This is a genomic window from Pseudoalteromonas sp. RWi3, assembly GCF_054960735.1.
This window is the reverse complement of the sequence record NZ_JBHNYL010000011.1, coordinates 77,852-102,044: the sequence shown is the minus strand read 5'-3', so window position 1 is coordinate 102,044 and position 24,193 is coordinate 77,852. Positions and strand designations below refer to the sequence as shown.

At 39.7% G+C, this 24,193-nt stretch carries 21 protein-coding genes; 14 read left to right on the top strand and 7 right to left on the bottom strand.

Features of this window, described 5'->3' with window-relative positions:
- Window positions 1-63: 63 nt before the first annotated feature.
- Window positions 64-2,571 carry a penicillin-binding protein 1A gene (locus ACFI4Z_RS14245; RefSeq protein WP_462671159.1) on the bottom strand — a complete coding sequence of 836 codons (2,508 nt, stop codon included), beginning with the start codon at window positions 2,569-2,571 and terminating at the stop codon, window positions 64-66.
- A 132-nt stretch (window positions 2,572-2,703) separates the two neighbouring features.
- Between ACFI4Z_RS14245 and ACFI4Z_RS14240 the strand changes: the two genes are divergently transcribed.
- From ACFI4Z_RS14240 to ACFI4Z_RS14200, 9 genes are all read left to right on the top strand, one after another.
- Window positions 2,704-3,783, top strand: a complete 1,080-nt coding sequence (locus ACFI4Z_RS14240) for a pilus assembly protein PilM (protein WP_099295365.1) — start codon at window positions 2,704-2,706, stop codon at window positions 3,781-3,783.
- Window positions 3,771-4,334 carry a PilN domain-containing protein gene (locus ACFI4Z_RS14235; protein WP_394192858.1) on the top strand — a complete coding sequence of 188 codons (564 nt, stop codon included), beginning with the start codon at window positions 3,771-3,773 and terminating at the stop codon, window positions 4,332-4,334. Before ACFI4Z_RS14240 ends, ACFI4Z_RS14235 begins: the two co-directional genes overlap by 13 nt.
- Window positions 4,334-4,951 carry a type IV pilus inner membrane component PilO gene (locus tag ACFI4Z_RS14230; protein ID WP_462671158.1) on the top strand — a complete coding sequence of 206 codons (618 nt, stop codon included), beginning with the start codon at window positions 4,334-4,336 and terminating at the stop codon, window positions 4,949-4,951. Before ACFI4Z_RS14235 ends, ACFI4Z_RS14230 begins: the two co-directional genes overlap by 1 nt.
- Window positions 4,948-5,484: a pilus assembly protein PilP gene (locus ACFI4Z_RS14225; RefSeq protein WP_462671157.1), complete on the top strand. Its 537-nt coding sequence runs from the start codon at window positions 4,948-4,950 to the stop codon at window positions 5,482-5,484. The genes ACFI4Z_RS14230 and ACFI4Z_RS14225 overlap by 4 nt, the downstream gene beginning before the upstream one ends.
- Complete coding sequence (locus ACFI4Z_RS14220) at window positions 5,471-7,561, top strand: type IV pilus secretin PilQ (protein ID WP_462671156.1); 2,091 nt, start codon at window positions 5,471-5,473, stop codon at window positions 7,559-7,561. The genes ACFI4Z_RS14225 and ACFI4Z_RS14220 overlap by 14 nt, the downstream gene beginning before the upstream one ends.
- Window positions 7,562-7,745: 184 nt before the next feature.
- Entirely contained in the window at window positions 7,746-8,264 is a 519-nt protein-coding gene (aroK, locus tag ACFI4Z_RS14215; protein ID WP_054204874.1) for a shikimate kinase AroK, read from the top strand.
- A 25-nt stretch (window positions 8,265-8,289) separates the two neighbouring features.
- Window positions 8,290-9,360, top strand: a complete 1,071-nt coding sequence (gene aroB / locus ACFI4Z_RS14210) for a 3-dehydroquinate synthase (protein WP_462671155.1) — start codon at window positions 8,290-8,292, stop codon at window positions 9,358-9,360.
- Window positions 9,360-10,715 carry an AAA family ATPase gene (locus ACFI4Z_RS14205; protein ID WP_462671154.1) on the top strand — a complete coding sequence of 452 codons (1,356 nt, stop codon included), beginning with the start codon at window positions 9,360-9,362 and terminating at the stop codon, window positions 10,713-10,715. The genes aroB and ACFI4Z_RS14205 overlap by 1 nt, the downstream gene beginning before the upstream one ends.
- Before the next feature lie 54 nt (window positions 10,716-10,769).
- Entirely contained in the window at window positions 10,770-11,621 is an 852-nt protein-coding gene (locus ACFI4Z_RS14200; protein WP_099295358.1) for a Dam family site-specific DNA-(adenine-N6)-methyltransferase, read from the top strand.
- On the opposite strand, the gene ACFI4Z_RS14195 is transcribed toward ACFI4Z_RS14200, so the two are convergent.
- Window positions 11,584-11,769: a DUF2970 domain-containing protein gene (locus ACFI4Z_RS14195; RefSeq protein WP_462671153.1), complete on the bottom strand. Its 186-nt coding sequence runs from the start codon at window positions 11,767-11,769 to the stop codon at window positions 11,584-11,586. The genes ACFI4Z_RS14200 and ACFI4Z_RS14195 overlap by 38 nt on opposite strands.
- Before the next feature lie 11 nt (window positions 11,770-11,780).
- The gene (locus tag ACFI4Z_RS14190) at window positions 11,781-12,071 is read right to left on the bottom strand and encodes a hypothetical protein (protein WP_462671152.1); all 291 of its coding nucleotides are present in this window, start codon (window positions 12,069-12,071) and stop codon (window positions 11,781-11,783) included.
- Window positions 12,072-12,374: 303 nt separating this feature from the next.
- Between ACFI4Z_RS14190 and rpe the strand changes: the two genes are divergently transcribed.
- The 3 genes from rpe (at window position 12,375) to trpS (ending at window position 14,793) form a co-directional block, all read left to right on the top strand.
- Window positions 12,375-13,058, top strand: coding sequence for a ribulose-phosphate 3-epimerase (rpe, locus tag ACFI4Z_RS14185; protein WP_462671151.1), 684 nt, complete (start codon window positions 12,375-12,377; stop codon window positions 13,056-13,058).
- A complete protein-coding gene (locus ACFI4Z_RS14180; RefSeq protein WP_462671150.1) occupies window positions 13,058-13,723 on the top strand; it encodes a phosphoglycolate phosphatase in 666 nt (221 codons plus the stop codon). Before rpe ends, ACFI4Z_RS14180 begins: the two co-directional genes overlap by 1 nt.
- Window positions 13,724-13,788: 65 nt before the next feature.
- On the top strand, window positions 13,789-14,793 hold the full coding sequence (trpS, locus tag ACFI4Z_RS14175; RefSeq protein WP_462671149.1) for a tryptophan--tRNA ligase: 1,005 nt from the start codon (window positions 13,789-13,791) through the stop codon (window positions 14,791-14,793).
- 114 nt (window positions 14,794-14,907) lie between these two features.
- Here the strand turns inward: trpS and ACFI4Z_RS14170 are convergent, their stop codons facing one another.
- Together ACFI4Z_RS14170 and ACFI4Z_RS14165 are read right to left on the bottom strand one after the other, a co-directional pair.
- Window positions 14,908-15,828, bottom strand: coding sequence for a TraB/GumN family protein (locus tag ACFI4Z_RS14170; RefSeq protein ID WP_462671148.1), 921 nt, complete (start codon window positions 15,826-15,828; stop codon window positions 14,908-14,910).
- Between the two features lie 36 nt (window positions 15,829-15,864).
- Window positions 15,865-16,230 (bottom strand): hypothetical protein, encoded by a 366-nt coding sequence (locus ACFI4Z_RS14165; protein WP_462671147.1) that lies wholly within the window; start codon window positions 16,228-16,230, stop codon window positions 15,865-15,867.
- A 281-nt stretch (window positions 16,231-16,511) separates the two neighbouring features.
- On the opposite strand from ACFI4Z_RS14165, the gene ACFI4Z_RS14160 reads away from it, so the two are divergent.
- The gene (locus ACFI4Z_RS14160) at window positions 16,512-18,656 is read left to right on the top strand and encodes a winged helix-turn-helix domain-containing protein (protein WP_462671146.1); all 2,145 of its coding nucleotides are present in this window, start codon (window positions 16,512-16,514) and stop codon (window positions 18,654-18,656) included.
- A gap of 91 nt (window positions 18,657-18,747) precedes the next feature.
- On the opposite strand, the gene ACFI4Z_RS14155 is transcribed toward ACFI4Z_RS14160, so the two are convergent.
- A complete protein-coding gene (locus ACFI4Z_RS14155) occupies window positions 18,748-19,794 on the bottom strand; it encodes a hypothetical protein (RefSeq protein ID WP_462671145.1) in 1,047 nt (348 codons plus the stop codon).
- A 39-nt stretch (window positions 19,795-19,833) separates the two neighbouring features.
- The gene (uvrA, locus tag ACFI4Z_RS14150) at window positions 19,834-22,656 is read right to left on the bottom strand and encodes an excinuclease ABC subunit UvrA (protein ID WP_462671144.1); all 2,823 of its coding nucleotides are present in this window, start codon (window positions 22,654-22,656) and stop codon (window positions 19,834-19,836) included.
- A 164-nt stretch (window positions 22,657-22,820) separates the two neighbouring features.
- Here uvrA and ACFI4Z_RS14145 point away from each other — a divergent pair, with 164 nt between their 5' ends.
- Complete coding sequence (locus ACFI4Z_RS14145; protein WP_462671143.1) at window positions 22,821-24,188, top strand: MFS transporter; 1,368 nt, start codon at window positions 22,821-22,823, stop codon at window positions 24,186-24,188.
- The last annotated feature ends 5 nt before the right edge of the window (window positions 24,189-24,193 follow it).

Sequence of the window (24,193 nt, the reverse complement as noted above, 5' to 3'; positions counted from 1 at the left end):
CGCTTTTTTACGTAGCAGCGATTTTATATCGCGTTTTTTGAACCAGAGATTTTATATCTCGGCTTAAAATAGCTCTTCTTCTGTTTTAGTATCTTCCTCAAATACATCTTCAACGTGCTGCATAACATACTTTGTTGGTGCAGAGCCTTTTTCGAAATACTCAAAGCGACTAGTGTAATCATTTTTTTGGCTAAGTAAGCCCGTTGCTAAATCTATTCGAATCGAGACCAGTCCTTCGGGCGGTTCAATTGGCGCTTCGGGTTGGTCTTTAAGTGCTACACGCATAAAGTCTACCCAAGCCGGTTGAGCTGTTTTAGCACCTGACTCAGCCCCCGAAATCTGCGATTTATCGAGGTTACTATTGTACGTAGAGCGACCTAATGGATTGCCAGGGTTATCAAAACCGACCCACACAGTGGTCATTACATTACTATTAAAACCGCTAAACCAAGTATCAACAGAGTTGTTAGTGGTTCCCGTTTTTCCTGATAAATCACGACGCTTTAGAGCTTGTGCCCGCCAACCAGTGCCACTCCACCCCGTTTTATGTGTCCAGCTTCCACCGCCCCAAATTGCGCTGTGCATTGCGTCTGAAATTAAGAATGCGTTTTGCTTTGAAATGATACGAGGAGCACATGGGGTTGCAGTATTTACATCTGATGATGTTTCATCAACCATACTATTGAGTGCTAACGAATCTGTCTGATTAGGCAAATCAATCGGATCACATGCAAGTTGTGGTTGCGCTTTGAAAAGTACGTTACCGGCTGAATCTTGAATCTCATTGATAAAATACGGTGTGACTAGGTGGCCGCCGTTGGCAAATGTACTCATCCCTCGTGCTAATTCAAGCGGCGTGATTGCTGCACTTCCTAAGGCGAGTGATTCACTACGATTGATATCATCATCTTGGAAGCCAAATTTCAGTAGGTGATCAGCCGTGCGATGCAGTCCTACTCCACGCAATAAACGAACAGAAATAACGTTCTTTGATTGTGCAAGAGCGCGGCGTATACGAATAGGGCCATTATAAACTGCGGGGCTATTTTTAGGTCGCCAAGCTACCCCTAAGCTTTTGTCCCATTGGTTGATTGGCGCATCATTGAGGATCGAGGCTAATGTATAGCCATTTTCCAAAGCCGCAGAATAGATAAATGGCTTAATATTTGAACCAACTTGGCGCTTAGCTTGCACTGCTCGGTTATACTGGCTTTGCTCAAAACTATAACCACCTACAATCGCTTTAATACGACCGTCATTAGGGTCAAGAGATACAAGCGCACTGGCAGCTTCAGGAAGTTGACTTAGAATATAGCTGGCATCATCGTTTTTACGTAACCAAATTTGATCGCCAGGAGTTAAGATATCTGAAGCGGTTTTAGGTGCATAACTTTGACGATAACGAGTTATAAATTTACGTGCCCACTTTAAATTATCCCATGTAAGTGTGGCATGCTCGCCATTTTTGAGTAATACCTCTGCGGTTTTCTCATTGACTGCCAATACGGCAGCAGCTAGCAGAGGCCCTATCTCATTGAGTGGCTTTAATTTTTTAAGGATCTCATTACGACTTAGAGGGGATTGAGTTTCATTGTCCCAAAGCTGCATGTCAGCACCGCGATATCCGTGACGCATGTCGTACGCATGTAAGTTATCAACAAGCGCTTTTTGTGCCGCGGCCTGTACGTCAGACTCTACACTGGTAAATACTCTAAAGCCGGTATTGTAAGCACGTTCGTAGCCATAACGAGCCACCATTTCTGCACGTACCATCTCAGAAATGTAAGGGGCGTATAAATCTATTTCAGCACCATGAAAGCGTGCAGTAATTGGTTGGCTAGTTGTTTCGTTAAATGTTTCTTGCGTGATAAAGCCTTCATCAAGCATACGGCCTAATACAACATTTCGACGCGCTTTAGCACGCTCAGGGTTGCGAATAGGGTTTAATGCAGAAGGGGCTTTAGGCAAACCTGCAATCATTGCCATTTGGGCTAAGTTTAATTCGTTAAGCGGTTTACCATAATAAACTTGTGCGGCTGCACCTATGCCAAAAGCGCGATTACCCAGTTCAATTTTATTTAAATAAAGCGCGAGAATTTCATCTTTAGTGAGTAAGTTTTCAATGTGCAACGCAATAAAGATCTCTTTTACTTTACGAATATACGCTTTTTCCCGCGTTAAAAAAAAGTTTCTCGCTAACTGCATGGTAATGGTGCTTGCACCTTGTTTCTTTTCTCCAGTAGAAATTAAAACAATTGCAGAGCGAACAATACCAATAGGGTCTATACCTATATGCTCATAGAATCGGGAATCTTCAGTCGCTAAAAGAGCATCTATAAGCGGCTGAGGAATTTCATCAATACTTGCTGGTATACGGCGCTTTTCGCCAAATTGATTGATAAGTAATCCGTCGCGGGAAAAGACCTGCATAGGAGTTTGTAACTGCACGTCTTTTAAAACTTGCACGCTAGGGATATCAGATTTAACATAGTAATAAAGGCTTACTAAAGTAATTAGCCCCAAAAAGATGCAAATGATAATAAATTGTAAAGTTCGCTTGAATAAAATCACTTATATTTTCCCTAAATGGACTCCCAATTAGAATCGTAGGCTGATAGTATATATTGATTAAAAAATGAATAATATTTTTTCATATAAAAATTATAACTTGTTTATTCTTAAAACAAAGGCCAAGTTGCTCACATGTTAAGCCAATTACTCAATAAATCATCATCGATGATGATAGGGATAGATATCGGTTCGCATGCTATTAAAGCTGTGTTACTGAATGAAACGGAAACTGGCTATCGCCTTGAGGCCTTAGCAATTGAGCCTATGCCTAAAGGGACAATGTCAGAGCGAAATATTCAAGACATTGAAGCTATTGGCAATATTATCACTAAATTGAAACGTAAATTACCTAAATCAGCAAAATCTGCTGCGGTTGCTGTCTCTGGCCAAACAGTAATAACTAAAGTGATATTTATGGATGTGACGCTTTCAGATGCAGAGCTTGAGTCACAAATAGAAATTGAAGCCGATAGCCTAATTCCTTACCCACTTGATGAAGTAAGTCTAGACTTTGAAAAGCTAGGTACGAATGAAGCTGATCCGACAAAAATGAATGTACTGCTTTCAGCAGCGCGAACTGAAAGCGTTGAAGCTCGAGTTGGGGCGTTAGAAAGCGCGGGCTTAACAGCTAAAGTGGTTGATGTAGAAAGCTATGCCCTTAGCCGAGCTATGGATGTGTATTATCAACAACTTCCTAGTGATGCCTTTAATAAATGTGTTGCCATGATAGATATTGGTGCAGTGCTCATGCTGGTTAGTGTTGTCCTTGGGGGGGAAACCATTTACACCCGAGACCAAGTGTTCGGTGGTGATCAATACACCAATAGCATTGTGTCATACTATAATAAAGGCTTTGATGAAGCTGAGATTGGCAAAACAACAGGGGATTTACCGCCCAATTATACTTTTGAAGTATTAGCGCCTTTCCAAACGTCTTTATTACAGCAGGTTCGTCGTGCGGTACAAATGTTTTTAACCACAAGCGGTAAAGAGCACATCGACTATATAGTACTTACTGGCGGGACGGCAATGATTGATGGTTTAGACAGACTGCTAGTTGAAGAGCTTGGTATTCATACTATAGTTGCTCAGCCATTTGAAAATATGGATGTTTCACCAAGGGTTGATCGAAATGTGATGCAGCGTCATCGTACTCAATTTGCGATCGCAACCGGATTGGCATTAAGGAGCTTTTCATCATGCCACATATAAATCTCCTGCCATGGCGTGAACAACAACGTAAACAATCACAAAATAAGTTTGCGACTATTTTATTTTTAGTGGTGCTAGTTAGTTTTTTGAGCATGTACATGCTAAGCGCTTATTATGGCGGTTTACGTGACGGTCAGAATATAAAAAATAATTTTTTAAACGCTGAAATTGCCCAACTGGATATGAAAATTCGAGAAATACGTGAGCTTGATAGAAAAAAAGAAAGCTTACAACAGCGCATGAGGCTTATTGAAGACTTACAAAGTAGCCGTAACTTAGGCACGCAGATAATGGACGAAGTTGCTAAAATTGTGCCCGGTGGTGTTTATTTAACGAAGTTAGAACGCCGCGGTAGTGCGATTCAAGTTATTGGGCGAAGTGAGTCAAATAACCGATTATCGAGTATGCTTAGACAAGTTCAAAACTCATATTTATTAGAAAAACCAAGCATGCAAGGTATTGTCGCAGGAGAAAGTTCATCACGTTTACTTAGCGACTTTAACATGGAGTTCTATGTTAAACCCTTTGATAAAATAGGCGAAAACAAATAATGAACCTAGATATTAAAGCGTTAACAGAGATCGATTGGAACGAGATAGAACTTGAGAATATAGGTGATTGGCCTGTTGCTGTTAAGGTTATATGTGGTGCGTTTGTTGCGGCACTCGTATTGTTTTTTAGCTACAGCCTTTTAGTTTCAGCTGAAATTGATAGCTATCACAATGCAGTCGCAAAAGAGGTTGAATTACGTAATACATATCGTACTAAATATGCGATAGCCAGTAACCTAGATATCTATCGCAACCAAATGACTGATATGGAAGATAAGTTCTCTCAACTTTTACGTCGCTTACCAACTTCTAATGAAACACCAGGCTTATTAGACGATTTAACGTATGTGGGAACCACGAGTGGCTTAACATTTTTAAAAATTGGTTGGCTGCCAGAGATTGAAAAAGAATTTTATACTGAGTTACCGATAAAGATCGAAGTAGTGGGCAGTTATCACGAGTTTGGAGATTTTGTAGGAAAGGTGGCTCAGTTGCCGCGAATTGTGAGTTTGCATGATTTTTCGATAACAAGTACCAATGCAGGCAAACTAACATTTAGTGTGGTTGCAAAGACATACAGATATGAAGGTGATACTAAGAAAGGGGCTAAAAAATGAAAAAAATAGCCCTAACTCTACTATTTACGGTTGCCTTAACTGGGTGCAACGATGATACTGCAGAGCAGCAAGAATTCATCGATCAGGTAAAAGCTAGCACAACACCAAAAGTTGAAGAAATACCGCAATTAACACAATTTGAGCACTTTGAGTACAATGCTGGTCAATTACGTAGTCCGTTTGTTGCACCGCAGCCTGAAATTATTGAAAATAATTTAGTGCAAATTAAAAATTGTCTTCACCCTGATCCTGACAGGGCACGTGAACCTCTAGAGAAATACCCGCTTGATAATCTAGCGATGAAAGGGACTTTAGGTTCTCAAGGTGACATGTGGGCGCTCATTAAAGCTGCGGACGAGACTTTACACCGTGTCACAGTTGGCTATCATCTAGGCTTATATCATGGTGAAGTAAAAGATGTTCAAAACGATTATATTGAATTGTTAGAGTTAATACCCGATGGATCTGGTTGTTGGAAAGAGCGCCTAACCAAGCTTGAAATGTTAGAGGCGACGACTGATGACGCAAGTTAAAAATAATAAAGGTAAAATTAAAATGCGTAAGGGAGTATCTTGGCGTAATAGGGTTCATCAAGCGTTGCTTGTCGCTGTTACACTGCTAGTCACACACTCTGCTTTTGCAGAACCATTGCTTTATGATATTCGTTATAACCCGCTGCTCGAAGGAGAAACGGAGTTACAACTAGTATTTGATGAGGAAATAACACAACAACCCAATATTCAAGTTTTTAACAGTCCTGCGCGCATAGAAATGCGATTTACTGACACTAGTGTAGAAAAAGAGCTAGAAGAAGTGGTCATTAACCAAGCGGGTATTGAAAAGGTTTCAAGCCAAGCTAAAGACGGCACGCTAACTGTTACTGTGCATATGGATAGCTTGAAAATTTACCAAACGAAAGTTAAGAATAATCTCGTGTCTTTGCATGTATCAGATAACATGCTTAAAAGTGTGAGCAGTGAAGATGAAAGTGGCTCAGCGCAGAGTGTAAGTAATTATATTAACACTATTCAATCACTAGACTTTCGACGAGGTGAAAAAGGTGAAGCGCGCGTATTAGTTTTTTTACAAGATACGCAGGCTGCAGTTGATGTGCATGAGAGTGGCGGTAAGATCATTGCTGAATTTCATCATACAGATATTTTAGATGAGTTGCTTTATGAGCTTGATGTGCTTGATTTTGGCACCGTTGTAAGTTCAATCGAAACTTTTAAAGAAGATAACAAAAGCCGTGTTGTAATCGAGCCAAATACAGCGTTTAAGTATACGTTTGAGCAAATCGAGAATGTATTTTCATTGACCGTTGAAAAAGATGCATCGCAGCGCTCATTTTTAGATGGCGGTAAAGAGTACCTTGGCCGACCAATGACGCTTAACTTCCAAGATATTTCGGTTAGAGCTGTGTTACAAATTATCGCAGGCTATAATGATTTTAATCTTGTAACGAGTGACTCAGTGACGGGCAATATTACCTTACGCCTAAATGGTGTGCCATGGGATCAAGCACTTGATGTTGTGTTGCGTGTTAAGGGGCTTGATAAGCGAATGGATGGCTCAATCTTAATGGTTGCACCGTCAGAAGAGTTGGCAGCAAGAGAAGCTAAAGATTTAAAAGCAAAGCAGCAAGTTGAAGACTTAGAGCCATTATATAGCGAGTATATTCGTTTGAATTATGCCAAGGCTGAAAATTTTGCTGACTTACTAAAAACAGATACCAATAGTATTATTACGCCTAGAGGCAGTGTTTCAGTTGATCAACGTACAAACACATTACTTATCAAAGACACGGTAAAAAGTATTGAGAGTGTTCGTCGAATGGTCGAAACACTTGATATACCAGTTAGACAAGTCGTTATAGAGTCGCGTATGGTTACAGTGCGTGATAACGTAAAAGAAGATTTGGGTGTACGCTGGGGATTCAGTGACCAACAAGGAACTGATGGTGTTTCAGGTACGCTGCAAGGTGCAAATACGATTTCTAATGGTACTATTCCAAGTATTTCTGATCGATTAAACGTTAACTTACCTATAACTGGTGCTGCTGGTAGTATCGGTATGCATGTAGCTAAGTTGGCAAATGGTACACTGCTTGATTTAGAATTGACTGCATTAGAAGAGGAAAACCGTGGTGAGATCATCGCAAGCCCACGTATTACCACAGCTAATCAGCAAAAAGCACGTATCGAGCAAGGTACAGAAATTCCTTACGTAGAATCGGCGTCTAGTGGTGCAACAACTGTTACGTTTAAGAAGGCAGTACTGAGTCTTGAGGTAACGCCACATATAACGCCTGACAATAAAGTAATATTGGATCTAGTTATTACGCAAGATACGCGCGGTGATACCGTACAAACGCCAACTGGTTCAGCTGTTTCAATTGATACACAAGAGATTCAAACTCAAGTGTTGGTTGAGAATGGTCAAACAGTGGTACTTGGTGGTATATTCCAGCAGCAAATTATAAACTCGGTGAAAAAAGTACCTTTACTTGGTGATATTCCATACTTAGGGACGCTATTTAAAAGTACGAGTGAGTTTAATGAAAAGAAAGAATTGTTAATTTTCGTTACCCCAAAAATTCAAATAGACTAAAACAAGTCGAGTTTCTTTAACATAACGAGCAATTTTTGACTTTAATTGCTCGTTAATTGTCTTTTTGTTCTATTTGACTTGAAATACCCAATCAATTACTGAGATAATCCCCTCCTTAATTTTGGGGCCAGGTCGTTAGGCGGGGTTTTATTTCAAATTTTAGAGTTCGTTTGTACTAAAAGATATGGCTGAAAAACGTAATATATTTCTAGTTGGCCCTATGGGGGCTGGCAAAAGCACAATTGGTCGCCACATTGCGGATCAATTACATCTTGAATTTGTCGATTCTGATCAAGAAATCGAACGCCGTACTGGTGCTGATATAGCATGGGTGTTTGATCTTGAAGGTGAAGAAGGCTTTCGACTTCGTGAAGAAGGCGTCATTGGCGACCTAACGGAAATGCAAGGTATTGTACTTGCAACCGGTGGTGGTTCAGTGATGAGCAAAGAAGTTCGAAACAAGCTTTCAGCTCGTGGTATCGTTGTGTACCTAGAGACACCAATCGAAAAGCAAGTTGCACGTACGCAGCGCGACAAGCGTCGCCCATTACTGCAAACAGAAGAAGCACCTCGTGACGTATTAGAGCGTCTAGCTGAAGAACGCGAGCCGCTATATAAAGAAGTTGCTGATTTTACTGTACGCACTGATGAGCAAAGCGCTAAGGTTGTTGCTAATCAAATCATTGAGAAATTAGATTTTTAAAAACCAATAATAAAGGATACTGGCGATGCTTGAATTAACTGTTAATTTAGACGAGCGTAGTTATCCTATATATATTGGTAAATCTGCACTTCATAACACAGACAGGTTACGTCAACACTTAGGTGATTGTCGCCCTATCTTCATCACTAATGACACCATTGCACCTTTGTATTTAAATGATGCAATGGCGTTATTAGCTGATTTAAATCCACTTCACTTTGTCATCCCAGACGGCGAGCAGTTCAAGTCATTAGAATGGTTTGAAAAAATATCAGCATTTTTGCTGGAAAATAACTGTGGTCGAGATACCTGCTTAATTGCCCTTGGCGGTGGTGTGGTCGGTGATCTAACAGGCTTTGTTGCTGCCTGTTATCAACGCGGGATTCCTTTTATTCAAGTACCAACAACTTTGTTATCGCAAGTTGACTCGTCAGTTGGTGGCAAAACGGCCGTTAACCATCCTTTAGGTAAAAATATGATTGGGGCATTTTATCAGCCTCAAGCTGTATTCATTGATACGCAGTCGCTGCATACTTTACCTGAGCGAGAGTTTGCTGCTGGTATGGCAGAAGTGATTAAATATGGTCTTATCTACGATACAGAACTATTTAGCTTTTTAGAAGATAACATACCTCAGCTACAGGCTCTTGACGAAGAAACCCTTCAACATGTGATTTCACGCTGCTGTGAAATCAAGGCATTGATTGTTGCACAAGATGAAAAAGAAGCTGGCTTACGCGCGTTATTAAATTTAGGGCATACCTTCGCCCATGCTATAGAAGCACAAATGGGGTATGGAAAATGGCTACATGGTGAAGCTGTTGCAACGGGCATGGTATTAGCGGCTAAGTTAGCGCACACTCGTGGTGATTTGACTGCGACAGAGGTTGCAAGAGTGACCTCTTTAATTACAGCGTATAATTTACCAAGTGAAATACCTGCTGATATGACTAGCGAGCATTTTTTGCATCACATGCGCAAAGATAAAAAGAATAAAAAAGGGACTATTCGTTTTATTCTGCCCACCGAGTTTGGCCAATGTGCACTCGTTGATAATGTCTCAGATCAACAGGTCCGTGATTTAATAGGGCGCTAATGCAGTCACAAATCTTACCAAGCCGATCGGCCTTGGTTGATCGCATTGCCATGCAGTTTGAGTATGGGCAAAACTTAATTACTCTTCTGGGGCCTTCAGGGCTTGGCAAAAGTTATCTATTAGAAACATTTATTACTGATAAATACAGCGACTTTAATAAAGCGTTTGTACAAGTCAGTGCTCGTATGACTGACGCTCAGTTTATGAGTGAATTATTAGAGCAAAGCTTTCGTTCCCCGTTAATAGATCACACTTTATCGTTGAGTGATAATTTCTTTCAGTTAGCAAAAAGTCAAAACTGCGGACCTTGTTTATGGGTACTAGATGGTGGCCGTCATATATCTGATGAAATGGCAGCTGACTTAGCTATATTAGCCAAAAAAAGCCCAACCACGTTATATATTTTGATTGCATCCCAGTCTGTCGGACAGTTTAAGAATGCCGTTGAAATCCACCTAGAAGCATTGTCGATTGCTGAAAGTAAGCAATTAATGGGTTGGTACTTTAAAGATTTACCTTTAGATGAAGATCCTATTTTTCAGACATTTTTAAAAGAGTCTCATGGTAATCCAAGCCTTTTATTAGCATGGCAGCCAAAAGAGCAGACTGCTGAGATTAAAGTCGCCGATAAAGTATCTTGGCGACTACACTTAATCACTTTAATGTTGATTATAATGTTACTTATCATAGGTTTTTTATATAAATCAGACATGACTAAATGGTGGCAAGATGTATATCAACAAGAAACGGTTGAGCAGGTACCAACAGCCATAGCGATTGATGATTTCAAACAGCAAAAAGTTACCATGGAGCCAATCGAGACTCCACCTCAGAAGCAAATAGTGCAAGAAAACACCGATGAACCACCTGTACCGCCAACATTGAAGCAAGCTAATAAGCTAGAGAATGAAAATAATGTGGCCGCTATTCTTGGTAGCCTTGCTACTGAGCCTAAAGTGCTCGAAGATAAGGCCACAGTACAAACACAGTTAGTTGAACCCAAGCTACAGGCGACAACAGAGAGTGCAACAGCAGATGCAATACAGTCATTACCTGTTGATAACGCATGGTTCACTGAGCAAAATGATAATAATGTGGTTATTCAATTGCTGGCAGTGACTAAGCAGGCAATCGCTGAGCAGTTTGTTATTGAGCAGCAGTTGGGGGATTTTGCAAAGGTATATCAAACACGCAGAAATAATAAGTTATGGTGGGTTGTTACTTATGGTAATTACAAAAGCTTAAATGCAGCACGAGATGTAACACCAACCTTACCTAAGGCCGTGCTTAACAATCAGCCATTTTATAAAAAAATCAGTAAAATAAAACAAGAAATCGCGTTACTAGATCAGTAAAAGCACACTGTTTAGTGTAAAATCGCGGCCATATCAGTTTGAAGTAAAGAGCCAATGCAAACAAAGACCAGAGCTTTCCTTAAATGGGCCGGCGGAAAATACAGCTTAGTTGAAGATATCAGCGCACGTTTAGATGTTGCGAGTAAGCATGCTGACACCTTAGTTGAACCGTTTGTAGGCGCTGGCTCAGTATTTTTAAATACGCATTTTAAACATTATATTCTAAATGATATCAATGCTGACCTTATAAACCTTTACAACGAACTGAAAAATTCACCTGATGAATTTATCAGTGATGCCAAAAAACTGTTTGTAGATATAAATAATCACCCCGATGCTTATTACGATTACCGCGTGCAGTTTAATCAAAGTAATGATATCTATGAGCGCGCGATATTGTTTTTATACATGAATCGGCATGGTTATAATGGTCTATGTCGATATAATTTGAAGGGTATTTTTAATGTGCCGTTTGGTAAGTATAAGCGTCCTTACTTTCCTGAAAAAGAAATGCACTTTTTTGCTAATAAAGCACAGCAAGCAACGTTTACCTGTTTAGGCTATGATGATGTATTTAAACTTGTTCCAGACAATGCGGTAATTTACTGCGATCCGCCGTATGTACCCTTAAGTAAAACAGCTTCATTTACCTCCTATGCAAAAGGAGGATTTAACTTAGATGACCAAGCTAATTTAGCAAACCTTGCTGAACAAGCTGCTTTTGAGAATAGTACGCCAGTGCTTATTTCTAACCACGATACAGTGTGGACGCGTAAAATATACAGTCAAGCTTCATTGGACAAAATTCAGGTTAAACGGACTATCAGCCCTAAAGGCGGTTCGCGTAATAAAGTAGATGAGTTAATGGCTATGTACTTAAAACCCAAGCGACAACAGCGTAGATAGTTGCTATAAAAATAAAAAAAAGTGTGATAGCGATGACAATAATAGACGAGATTGAGTGTTGCTTGAAATCTGATTGGCGTTTTCCTTCAGACTGAACACCAAAAAAAGCAGCAACTACACTCTGCAGAGCGCTCAACAGCCGAAGCATGTGTTTAATGCCTAAAATCGCGGGCTAAGTGAGCGAGCTTTTTGTGGTTCATCAGCGCGGGTGAGCAGCTCTAGAAGATCCAAGTAGTGAAACTGTGCACTGCGGCTATCACCTGTAATCCAAGATACCCAACTTGATTCTTGTTCTGCATTCATACAATGAACTGCATTTTTTACAAGGTGCTCTGAGCTACATTGACAGTCTTTCGCTGCAATAACGGGTTCATCACTGTTAGATAAAAAGCTTAAGGTACTGATTGTTAAAACAGTCGCAGTTAAGATCCCAATTTTAAAAGCTTGCATTTTACTAATCCATTATGGTGTTACTGAACTAAGCATACATAATAATTGTTTAAATAACAAACTTAATTTACCCTTAATAAATATAAAAACTAGCATTATTATGAGGTTAAAGTAAAAAACCTGTTTAAAAAAAGTTGCTTACAAAGCGACCTTTGCGTAAATCGGGATAGAGTAAATGCTTTATTCTCGTTAGACCTAGGTAAATTGGTAGTATTAATGTTGGGATATTATTTTGCCGTACTAGGGTTATTTGTTACATTAAGCGCCACTTATGCGCATTCTGAAACACATTAAGGATTACCAATGTTAGAAACAATGCAAAAATACCTTATTGCACCTTCAATTTTATCTGCTGATTTTGCACGTTTAGGTGACGATGTTGATAGTGTTATTAATGCGGGCGCAGATATAGTCCACTTTGATGTGATGGATAATCACTATGTGCCAAACTTAACAATTGGGCCTATGGTGTGTAAAGCGCTACGAGATTACGGCGTGACAGCACCGATTGATGTGCATTTGATGGTCAAGCCCGTTGATAGTTTGATTCCTCAGTTTGCAGAGGCTGGCGCATCAATTATTACTTTCCACCCAGAAGCCAGTGAGCATATAGATCGTACCTTACAATTGATTAAAGATCATGGCTGCCAAGCAGGGCTGGTATTTAACCCAGCGACAAGCTTGAGTTACTTAGAGCATGTTATTGATAAAATAGACGTAGTTTTACTGATGTCAGTAAACCCAGGCTTTGGTGGACAGAGCTTCATTCCTCATACTTTAGAGAAACTGCGTCAGGCTCGTAAAATTATCGATGATTCTGGACGTCCAATTCGATTAGAAGTAGATGGCGGTATAAAAGTAGATAATATAGCGGCGGCTGCACAAGCAGGCGCAGATATGTTTGTTGCAGGGTCTGCCATTTTTAATCAGCCTGATTATAAAACCGTGATTGATCAAATGCGAGAGCAATTACAGGGTGTAAAATAATGAAGTACGAAGCGGCTTTATTTGATTTAGACGGCACTTTAGTCGACAGCGTGTATGATTTATACATAGCGATGAATTTGACGTTATCAGAGCTTGCTTATCCCATTGTTAGCCAGCGCTTAGTGGAGAGCTGGGTAGGTAATGGCATTGAAATGCTGGTTAAACGCGGTTTAAGCGGTGATATGCAAGTAAGTGACCTGTTAGATGAACAACTTGCGAGCAAGGCCATCGAGATTTTTTATGGGCATTACGCGCAACAAGTTGGTGAGTACAGTGTACTGTATCAACATGTTGAAACAGGTCTTGCAGCCTTACGTAATACGCCAAAGGCATTAGTGACCAATAAAGCGCGTCGATTTACGGAAAAGTTACTTGATAAACTCGCCTTATCTGAACACTTTGACGTGATCGTATGTGGCGATGATATGGCTAAAAAGCCATCTGCTGAACCGCTTTTGTTTGCGTGTAAACAACTAAACGTGCCAGTTAGCCAAGCAATAATGATTGGTGATTCAAAAAGCGATATTTTAGCGGCACAGGCTGCAAACATTGATGTAATTGCTCTTAGTTATGGCTATAACCAAGGTGAAAACTTGAGCGATTACAATCCACAGTACCTCTGTGATACATTCTTAGATATAATACCCGTTCTTACCCAAAGGTAAGTTCGTTTTTAATTTACGTGTTTTTAATCACAGTATTTTTTATTTTAGTAATATAAAGGAACATCATGAGTAAACCAGTAGTGTTAAGTGGCATTCAGCCAACCGGTGGTATGACAATAGGCAACTATGTTGGCGCTATCAACCAGTGGCTTAAGCTACAGGAAGACCACGAAAGTTACTTTATGTTGGTTGATTTGCACGCCATCACTATTCGCCAAGAGCCAGAAGTATTACGTTCACGAGTACTAGACGGTGTTGCTTTGTATGCTGCTTGCGGTATTGATCCAGAAAAAGCGGCTTTATTTGTTCAGTCTCAAGTACCTGAGCATGCTCAGTTAGCATGGGTATTAAATTGTTACGCCCAAATGGGTGAGCTAAACCGCATGACACAATTTAAAGACAAGTCTTCTAAGCACGCCAACAATGTAAATGTGGGTTTATTTTCATACCCAGTATTACAAGCGGCTGATATTTTATTGTATCAAGCAGATCAAGTACCTGTGGGTGAAGATCAAAAGCAACATCTTGAGCTAACCAGAGACATTGCTAATCGTTTTAACAATTTATATGGCGATGTATTTAAAGTACCTCAACCGTATATCCCAGAGCTGGGTGCACGTGTAATGAGCCTGCAAGATCCGCTCAAGAAAATGTCTAAGTCTGATGACAACCCTAACGGTTATATCATGTTACTCGATGAACCAAAAAAGATTGAGAAAAAACTGAAAAAAGCAGTAACAGATTCAGATGAACAAGCGCGTATCTACTTTGATCGTACTGAAAAGCCAGGTGTATCTAACTTATTAACGCTAATGTCTGTTGCCACTAAGCGTTCAGTTGAAGAGCTTGTGCCAGAGTATGAAGACAAAATGTATGGTCATCTGAAAAAAGACACTGCAGATGCGGTCGTAAGTATGATTGAGCCAATTCAGTCTCGCTTTAAAGAGATCCGCGAAGACCAAACATTACTTAATAATATTATGAAGTCAGGCGCAGAGAAAGCCAGTGTTCGTGCTGAGAAGACACTTAAATCGGTATACGATGCACTTGGATTTATTCCACGCGGGTAAGTTTGTTTAAATAAAAAATGCCGCTTACTAGCGGCATTTTTTATATAGCACATATCAGCATAATTGAGCCAAACATGAACAGGAGCGATACAGCAAGCTTGTCGGTTTTGTCCATCACTCAGCTCCTTTCACAGTAACATCTATTGCATCATCAGCATTAACTAAAGCAACGCTGTAGCCTTTATTCTCAAGTAGCGTAAGTAAACTATCTTGGCCTGCAAGATGCGCGACTCCAACAAGTACAAACTCACTTTTGTTGTTATTAAACATCGCTTCTACCTTTGGTAGCCAGTCATTATTTCTGTCGGCAATAAGTTGTTTATAACTAGTTGGATCATTTTGCTGCATCTCTTCAAGTGCCACTTTGTTTAGCGTGTCGGTATCACCTTGGCGCCATGCAGTTAAAAGCTCTTCAAACATATCACCATAGTTATGAAGTTCGGATAAGTTACGTTTAATAAAGTCATTCTCGTTACCTTGACCCATTGTTTTAAATAGCTCTAACTGAAACTCCATAGTTTCTAAGTAATTTTTTGTTTTGTTATCCTCAGTGGCTTTTTTTGTAAAGTAAGCATCAACTCCTTCCCCCATTAAGTTTTGTTTTTGTAGTTCCATCGACATCAAAACGATACTCATCATAGCAGGGCGAAAACCATCTAACTTGGCTAGGTTAGCGCCAAATTCATTAAGCTTATTTTCAAGTGAAACTTTAACTTGGGGTTCTAGTTTCTGACTTAATGTTTCGTTATTAGTATATGATAGCGCGCCTAGCATCTGCATTTGAGCATTAGTGTCTGCCGGGTCTGGTAATGGGGCTTCTAAAATGATCGTATCTGCTTGTTCATAAGCGTGATTAAACTCAGCAGGTAGTGGCATTTCTGCTTTTGGTAAAATATGTACAGTACCGCCAATGAATAACGAGTCATTCCCTTTGCTTACTTGCCATACTGAACTTTGAGCATGTACTGTGTTTGCTACTAAGCTACAACCAAGTAAAACGCTGGCAGACACTAATTTTTTTGTAAAATTTTTCATGATGATTCCTTAATCTAATTTTTAAATTTATTGTTTTTAGTTTGATAAAATATTGCTGAAATAAGCAGTAATTGACGATGTTACTTTTGAAAGTTTTTTATCTATCTGCGAGTTTATTTTGTTCATAGAAGAGTCAAGCTCAGCTGATATTTTTCTATCTATTGAGGAAAGTAATGTTTGCGTATCAGCATTACTTTGTAACAAATCAGCCGTATCAGCTTTATTAGTTTTATTCAGCTTTTTAATAATTGGTTTTGTCGTTTCTATATACTCACCAACCATGCACTGCTCAAAGTTCATTTCAGTAGTATGGTTTTTGGTATCAGTTGCGATAACTGAAGTCGTTGTAAAAGCAGTTGCTAGTAGTAGAACTGGTAGTGCTTTTTTCATTGTGCTTTTCATAATTAAACCTTTTATATTTTTAATTGCAGCTAATTTAGAATCACACATGATTGTTATTAAGCTGCTTGTTGATGACGGTTTAAAGAATATCGCTGAATTTATTAAGAGTCGCTTATCTAGTTATGAGCAATTAATAGATAAGGTTTTATGATTAGTTATTCTTTTAAATTTAATGGGTTATCTTTAAACCTTATATTGCCAAAATAAGGTTTAAAATGCTTTTTCTACAAAATAATCTGTAGATGTGGTACGGTTTACAAAAATAAAAATACGTAAAGACTATGAATTATCAAATCGGACCTTGGCAATTTATTAGTAATCGCTGTGTGATTACTTCAAATGACTTAGAAAGGGAATTAGATCCACTTTTAGTTAAGTTACTACTGCATTTTATAGATAAGCCTCAGCAAATAGTTTCTCGTCAAACGCTAATTGAGAATGTGTGGCAGCAAAGCTTTGTTGATGATAATGCGATTAACCGAGCAATTTCAGAGTTAAGAAAGCAGCTAGCCCACCCAACTGAAAAAGCACCTCTTTTAAAAACACATTATCGAAAAGGTTATAGCTTAACAGTAATACCAAAGAACATAGCGCAAGCGAGTGAGATTGAAAAACCTGCAAATTCGTTGCCTGATCAGACGGTTATAAATACCGTAAATGAAAATGCTGCCAATACAATTGTTTCGCAGCCGCTTAAAAATAAGACTATTAAAAAACTCTGGGTTTATTCAATTTTAGCTACTGTAAGCCTTTGCTTGTTAGTGTGGTTTGGGTTGTTTTTTATTAACACTCCTTCTGTAGAAAAGATTCAAAAGATCACGGTTAATAAGGTAGCAAGCACGTGGAATATAGGCAGTGAAGTTCATCCTGAAATATCCTCGGATAAACAGTTTTTAGCATATACCAATGTTGCACCAGAGGGGGACTTTAATCGCGCATTTGTTAAGCGTCTTTCAGATCAGCGAGAAGTAGAGATTACATACCCTGGTTTTCAGGTATCCGTTTTATCGTGGCAGTTAAATCAACACGCAGTGCTATTACAAGCAACAAACTTAAAGAAGCAGCAATGTGAAATGGTGTTAGTTGATTTAAGCCAGTTTCCTATTATTGGAGATACTCAACGTATAAAAAAATGTGACCTTAGGTATACAGGCTATGCACAATTAGACGAAAAAGGAGAGTCAATTTATTATACCGAGTATAAAAATGAACAAGACGGCTCTGGTTTATATAAATTTGATTTAGCGCTACAAAAGGAGTTTACCGTCATTCCTCCGCCAGGTGTAATGTATGGTGTAATGATGCCTCGTTTGTCTCATTCTGGTAATAAAATAGCCTATATATTAAGTCAAAAAGGTCAGCCTTTTTCTGTATTTAGTTACGACTTCACTACGCGTGAGACTAAACGATTATTTAAAGCGAAAAAAAGAGCCGTTAGTTTTGCTTTTGACTGGCTGCCAAATGATAAAGGCGTAATAGTGTTTGAAGATTCTGATCTCTCAAGCATAGTGTTTGATAAAAATAACATTGTTAAACGGACATTAACGGTTACACCTGCAATTTCACCTTATTACATTGCGGTTCAATCTGCTAATAGTCTGTTTTACTCAGCCAATAAAACACAAGCATACTCGCTAATTAAAGCGACTAACCTTTTTAGCGATAACCCTGAATATGAGCCACTTTATAAAAGTGATAAAGATGACTACAACATTGTTGAGGTCATTAATAAAACAGGGCCAGCACACGTTTTTGTATCTGAGCGCTCCGGTAGCAGCCAATTATGGATTGCTCAAAATGGACTTACAAAACAACTGAGTTTATTTAAATATGATGGCCCATCGACTGACTATAAGCTAGGAGGATTAAAAGTATCTCCTAATAAGCAGCGTATACTGCTAGTAAAAAATAAACGCTATGCTTTTTTTGATGTTAATGCTCAAAAACTCTATCCTCTAGACGAATTTAACGGGCGTAAAATAGTCAGTTATATTTGGTCAAAAAATAACGAAAGCATTATTTATATTGAGCAGCTTGATTCAAAAAATAAAGTCGCTGAGCTTAATTTACTAACTCGTGATACCCACGTAATAGAGGGAATGAATGCCAATAAACTCATTTCAGATAGTGAAGGCAACGCTTATGCAGTCAGTCACAATCAGTTTATTCGACTTACAGATAAACAGAGCTGGGAATTACCTAAAAATGCTCGAAAAGCAAATGTATATGGAATTAGCAAAGACTATTTTTATTATTCAGATTCTATTTCTCGAATCGCTAGACTAAATTTACACGATGAAACCGTGCAAGATACACATGTGGATTTTCGACCTATTGCTTTTGAAGTGAGTTCAGATAACGAAATTTTATTTACGGGTGCGAAATACAAAGATATGCAAATTATGCAAATCAGTTGGGATGAGTAGGCTATCTCAACTGATTTAGCGCGCTATTTTGCAACGAGAGGTGCAAAATACGTTGCAAAGGGAGCTGCAGTTAGTGGGGCTATTGATTAACTCAATTAGTGCTGCTCTTATTCAACATAGGTTTAAATGCGGGTGACTCACAGGCTTTAACTATAAATTTGTAGCTGTAAGGCATCGTATTATCGGGTGTGATTTCAACAATCTCATAGTCATTGAGCTCTACCACTTTACTACCTTCGGCTTTGTTACACCTAGAATGAGTATTACCTTCAAAGTTGAAGGCAAACTCAGCGATTAGCCATTTGCTCAATTCAAAATAACCCTTAGCTTCAATTGATGTATTTGCTTCTTTTATTGGTTTTGAGTCACTCTCTTGTCTGTCTAATTGAGCGATGAATTTAGCATTGATTCCTGAGTTTGTTGTGGGGGGCAGTTTTTGGTTTTTAGTTAATGTCGAAGCCGTTTCAGCTGAACTGTCAGAACCAAGGTTATGTATCTTCTCTATGAGTGCATCAGTACTGGTACCTTCAGCTAATGCAGCTAAATTGATAAATACGAGGATTGTTAAACAAAATCGAACTACTGCGGTTAACAACGGGGAATAGCTTTGACTGATGAACTTAACTTGCTTAGAACCAAATGGTTTGATTAATAGCAATGCAATGATATAAAAAGGTAAAAGTAATTGTAATAGTAGTAAGGTTATTATCGTAATTAATAGCGCCGAAGGAGGTAAATAAAGTAAAGTGGCAAAGTTGTGAGTGTAATTAAAATCTGTAGCGGAAACTAATGTCACTTCATTTACGATACCACTCGCGCTAGCCAGTACGAAGTTAGCGATCGTCGCATAAAAAATAAGAATTAAAGCTTTACCAGCCAAAGAGTGCCAAAGCTTATTAAACTTTGGCCAAAACTCAATGACTAAGGCGGTCATTGTTAACAGCGCACATAGAGACCCAGATTGAAATAAAACTAAGGCTATAAGTGCAGTTAAATAAAGTTTTTGTGCGGTATTAAGCTTAAACCATACTGATTTTATGTGTTTATTTATAGACACATTGTGTGTCTGCACTTGCGCTAAAAGCTTATTTAACCTTTTATTAGTACGCCATTTAGCAATTTTGTAATACCTTAACACCGACTTTCCTTATCATAGTGGTGGGGGGCACCGCCCCATTTAGTTTAGTAGCTGTTTCAAATAATGCCCAGTATGTGAGCGCTCACACTCAGCGACTTCTTCAGGTGTGCCGGCAATGAGAATCTCACCACCACCCGCGCCGCCTTCAGGGCCTAAATCGACAATCCAGTCAGCGGTCTTAATCACATCAAGATTATGCTCAATCACTACTATGGTATTGCCATGATCACGCAAGCGATGCAGTACAACTAATAACTGTTCTATATCAGCAAAGTGCAAGCCGGTCGTTGGCTCATCAAGAATGTATAAGGTTTTACCGGTATCACGTTTAGAAAGCTCACGGGCAAGTTTAACGCGCTGTGCTTCACCACCAGAGAGCGTTGTAGCGGCTTGACCTAAACGAATATAAGACAGCCCAACATCCATTAATGTTTTTAGTTTACGCGCAATGGCCGGTATTTTGTCAAAGTAGTCGTGCGCATCTTCAACTGTCATCTCAAGTACTTGGTGAATGTTTTTACCTTTATATTGTACTTCTAAGGTTTCACGGTTGTAGCGTTGGCCTTTACATACATCACACGGTACATACACATCTGGTAAAAAGTGCATTTCTACTTTGATAACGCCATCGCCTTGGCAAGCCTCACAGCGACCACCTTTCACGTTAAAGCTGAAACGACCCACTTTGTAACCACGCGAACGCGATTCTTGTGTGCCCGCAAACAATTCACGAATACCCGTAAATATACCTGTATAGGTTGCAGGGTTAGAGCGGGGTGTACGACCGATTGGGCTCTGATCAATATCGATTACTTTATCGAAGTGCTCAAGTCCTTTTATTTCTTTATAAGGCGCGGCTTCTGCCGTTGTTGCACCATTTAACTCGGTATGTGCGAGCTTAAATAATGTGTCGTTGATGAGGGTTGATTTACCAGAACCAGAAACACCAGTGATACACGTCATTAAGCCAAACGGAATGTGTAAATCAACATTTTTAAGGTTGTTACCCGTGGCACCAAATAGCTCAAGCCATTTATCGTTGGTTGGATGACGTTGAGCAGGAACTTCGATTTTGCGTTTACCCGATAAGAATTGACCAGTAACCGATTTCTCACTGGCTAAAATATCATCGCGGGTTCCTTCAGCAATAACGTAACCGCCGTGGACACCGGCACCAGGGCCAATATCGATGATATGATCGGCTGCACGGATCGCATCTTCATCGTGTTCTACTACAATCACTGTATTACCTAAATCGCGTAAATGAATAAGTGTTTGTAAAAGGCGATCATTATCCCGTTGGTGTAAGCCAATAGATGGCTCATCGAGTACATACATAACGCCTACTAAACCAGCGCCAATTTGACTCGCAAGGCGAATACGCTGTGCTTCACCACCGGAGAGTGTATCTGCGCTGCGCTCGAGCGATAGGTAGTTTAATCCAACATTAATTAAAAAAGATAAACGATCACGGATCTCTTTTAAGATCTTCTCTGCTATTTGACCACGCTGACCTGTTAAAGAAAGGTTTTGGAAAAAATCCATGGCTTCACCGATACTCATCGTGGTGATATCAGGTAAATTGGTTTGCCCTATAAAAACGCTGCGCGCTTCTTGACGCAGCCTTGAACCTTTACAGCTTGGACACGCTTGGCTAGTTTGATATTTTGCTAGTTCTTCGCGCACCGAATTTGATTCTGTTTCGCGGTAGCGGCGGTTCATATTATTTAACACGCCTTCAAATTCATGATTACGTGTTATTAAATCCCCTCGGTCATTGCGGTAATTAAACGCAATTTTGGTGCTGCCAGAGCCTTCTAAAATAACTTTTTGATGTTCTTTACTGATATTTTGAAAAGGCACTTCTAAATCAAACTTATAATGCTCAGCAACCGCTTGTAGCATTTGGAAATAATAGAAACTGCGTTTGTCCCAGCCTTTAATAGCACCGCCCGATAAACTTAGTTCAGGGTTTTGAATTACTCGATTTGGGTCAAAATACTGTCTTACCCCTAAACCATCACAACTCTGACATGCCCCTGCTGGGTTATTAAACGAGAATAATCGAGGTTCAAGTTCGGTCATGGCATAACCACACGTTGGGCATGCAAAATTTGCAGAGAGCAACAACTCTTCGCTATTTGCGTCATCCATCGAAGCGATGATCGCAACACCTGAGGAAAGCTCTAATGCAGTTTCGAATGATTCTGCTAAGCGTTGTTGCAGGCCATCTTTCACTTTAAAACGGTCAACAACGACTTCAATGGTGTGTTTTTTGTGTAGTTCTAGGGTAGGAGGATCGGATAAATCACACACTTCACCATCAATACGTGCGCGAATGTAACCCTGACTAGCTAATTGTTCTAATAATTTAACATGTTCGCCTTTGCGCTCTTTAACTACAGGCGCTAGCAGCATGAGTTTACTGCCTTCTTCAAAAGCTAAAACAGTATCTACCATTTGACTCACTGTTTGTGCAGCAAGCGGTAAATCATGAGTTGGGCAGCGTGGCTCACCTACACGGGCAAACATTAAACGAAGGTAATCGTAGATTTCGGTAATAGTACCTACTGTTGAGCGTGGGTTATGTGATGTTGATTTTTGCTCAATCGAGATTGCAGGTGAAAGGCCTTCTATGTGATCAACGTCAGGCTTTTCCATCAATGATAAAAACTGCCTCGCGTAAGCAGATAACGATTCTACATACCGACGTTGCCCTTCTGCATATAACGTATCAAATGCTAAAGACGATTTACCAGAACCAGATAGACCAGTGATAACAATTAACTTATCACGGGGAATGGTTAGGCTGATGTCTTTTAAATTGTGCGTGCGGGCGCCTCGGACTTCAATGTTTTCCATGCTATCTCGTTTCATTACCAAATTTATTTGTTGAGTATCTCATAATACGCGGGAAGATTAATCCTTGATCAATGAAAAATCATCGCTTTGAGGCGATTATTTATTCTTAAGCTTGTGATAGAATCCCCCCTCGAATTCTAATAGACAGCAAGAACACGCGAATCATGACAGCTTCTTCACTCAATTCACGAGAAAAACGTGCCGCAGTTTCCTTAGCGAGCGTGTTTGCTTTTCGTATGCTTGGCCTCTTTATGCTTATGCCAGTACTGGCTATTTATGGTCAGCAGCTTTCAGATTTTTCACCACTATGGATAGGTATAGCTATTGGTGCGTACGGACTAACGCAAGCGGTGTTGCAAATACCTATGGGTTGGTTATCAGACAAAATAGGCCGCAAAAAAGTGATTGTAGGTGGTTTGACTGTGTTTGCCTTGGGCTCTGTTATCGCAGCAACGGCTGATTCAATGCAAATGGTAACAGTGGGACGTGCGTTACAAGGTATGGGCGCTATTGCCAGTTCGTTATTAGCATTTGCATCTGATTTAAGCCGTGATGAGCAACGACCAAAAGTAATGGCCGTAATTGGCATGAGCATAGGTATGAGCTTTGCGTTTGCTATGTTGTTAGGCCCAATGGTGGCGGCTTCTTGGGGAATTGCAGGCGTATTTTGGCTAACGGCAATATTAGCGGTATTAGGCATACTTATTGTGCTTTTTCTTGTTCCTAAAGCGGTAAGTAAAGCACCCAAAGGAGATACGTTAGCCAGTTTTTCTGACATAAAAAAATTGGTTAAGCATTCACAGCTTGCTCGTTTAGACTTTGGCGTGATGCTCCTGCACTTAACATTAACAGCTATTTTTGTTGCGCTACCTGGGCAATTAATTGTCAAAGGTTTAGCGGCTGAAGCACATTGGCAAGTCTATATTCCAGTGTTGATTTTAGCATTTTTGCTAATGGCGCCTGTGATGATTATTGCTATTCGTAAAGAAAAAGAAAAACAGGCATTTTTAGGATCTATTATTGTATTGGTATTGAGCATGGTAGCTTTAGCTGCGGGTGTCGATTCAGTTATTGGTATGGCACTATGCATGCTTGCTTACTTCATCGCTTTTAATTTTTTAGAAGCAACAATGCCAGCACTTGTGTCGCGATTAGCCCCAGCCAATCAAAAAGGTTCTGCCATGGGCGTGTTTTCCTCAGGGCAATTTTTTGGTGCATTTTTAGGTGGTATTTTAGGGGGTTACGTAGCGCAATCAGCAAGCCCGCAAGCAGTGTTTGCCGCGGCCGCACTTGTTGGGTTAATATGGCTTATCCTTGCTTGGCAAATGCAAGTCCCGCCTAGAAGTAAAATGATTAGCTTAATGACAGAATTAAGTTCAGAGCAGCAAGCACAAGCGCTTGCCTCTAAATTGGTTGCTTTACCAGGGGTAATTGAAGCAACAGTTGTATGCGATGAAAATCGCAGCTACTTAAAGATTAATGATAAAGAATTTGACCTAGACCAAGCCCGTAAAGTGGCTGGTTTGAGCTAACGTAA